This is a genomic window from Microbacterium sp. Bi128 (assembly GCF_918698205.1).
Genome location: NZ_CAKKMM010001280.1, coordinates 1 through 1459 on the forward strand (window position 1 = coordinate 1; position 1459 = coordinate 1459).

At 68.7% G+C, this 1459-nt stretch carries 1 protein-coding gene and 1 pseudogene; one reads left to right on the forward strand and one right to left on the reverse strand.

Going from position 1 to position 1459, the window contains the following annotated elements; translation table 11 throughout:
- Positions 1-97 precede the first annotated feature (97 nt).
- Positions 98-769 carry a DUF4190 domain-containing protein gene (locus LQV45_RS32000; protein WP_230011513.1) on the reverse strand — a complete coding sequence of 224 codons (672 nt, stop codon included), beginning with the start codon at positions 767-769 and terminating at the stop codon, positions 98-100.
- Between the two features lie 148 nt (positions 770-917).
- Here LQV45_RS32000 and LQV45_RS32005 point away from each other — a divergent pair.
- Positions 918-1459: pseudogene (locus LQV45_RS32005) on the forward strand (phosphoglucomutase, alpha-D-glucose phosphate-specific); the annotation flags it as partial.

Here is a 1459-nt window from a genome sequence, read left to right on the forward strand (position 1 = left end):
ATCAACCGCCGGCGCGCTTGGCTTGAGGCCAACGCGAAGCCCCTGGTGGCTGCGCTGACAACCTGACCAGGCGCGGCTCCGGCGCCACAGGGCAGACCTAGGCTCCGTACCCGCTGTTGCGCGCGGTGCCGATGACCAGTCCAAAAATGACCAGGACCAGGATGGTGACGGCGATGCCCACGTAACCCATCACCAGGCCGGCGATCGCCATGCCCCGGCCGGCCGGTTCGCGCCGCAGGGCCATGTGCCCCAGAATCACGGCGGCCAGCTGTGGGAGCAGGAAGAATCCGAATCCCACCAGTGCCGCGATGCCGCAGCACATGCTGGCGATGCTCAGACTCTTGGGCGACGGCGGCGCGCCGTAGTACGCGGGCTGGCCGTAGGCGTTGGGGCTGCCCGGCTGGGCATACGGCGACGGCTGGCCATACGGGGCGGCCGGCTGGCCGTAGATCGGGGGGTACGGGCTTGAGTACTGGCCGCGGTCAGGCGCCGCCTGGCCGGTGTAGGGCTGTTGTCCGGTGTAGGGCTGCTGTCCGACGTGGGGCTGCTCGCCCGTGTCGGGCTGCTGGCCTGCGTGAGGCTGCTGGACCGGGTAGGGCTGCTGCGGGGATTCGGGTTGCGCGAACTGCTGCGTCGCCGACGGTCCCTGGTCCTGGCCGACGGGTGGTGCCTGCCCCGGCGGAACGTCGGGTTGCTGGTCCGGGAGGCGCAGGGTCGGCTGGTAGCCCTCCGGGGTCTCGTCTTTGCCTTGTTTTGGCTGTTCAGTCATGGCTTGTCCCCTCAAGAAGTCTCTGGATCCAGAGTACCGCCGCACGCTTGGCTTGGGACCGGGCCTATTGGCGGGTTTTCTTTCGTCACAGGAGCGGGTTTGGCGCGAAACCGTGTTGCACCCCGCCCTCGTCTGGCATGCTGGTGCCATGGCTAGCCGCGCGGGCACAGTTGCCCAACCCCAAGACCTTGTTGACCTCACTGCGCTTTTGGATGCGTACTACGACGTTTCGCCGGACCTCTCGGACCCGGGCCAGCGGGTGGCCTTCGGCACCTCCGGGCATCGGGGATCGAGCCTGAAGGCGTCCTTCAACGAACCCCACATCCTCGCCATCACGCAGGCGATCGTGGAATACCGGGCAGGCCAGGGCATCACCGGCCCCCTCTACATGGCCAAGGACACCCATGGCCTGAGCGAGCCCGCACAAAACTCCGCCCTCGAGGTGCTGGCAGCCAACGGCGTGCACGTCCTCATCGACGCCCGCCACGGCTACACGCCCACCCCTGCCCTGAGCCACGCCATCCTGACGCACAACCGCAATGCCGCCCCTGGCGCGCCGCAGGCCGACGGCATCGTGGTGACCCCCAGCCACAACCCCCCGGGCGACGGCGGATTCAAGTACAACCCTCCGCACGGCGGCCCCGCGGACACCGACGCCACCGGCTGGATCGCCAACCGCGCCAACGAGAT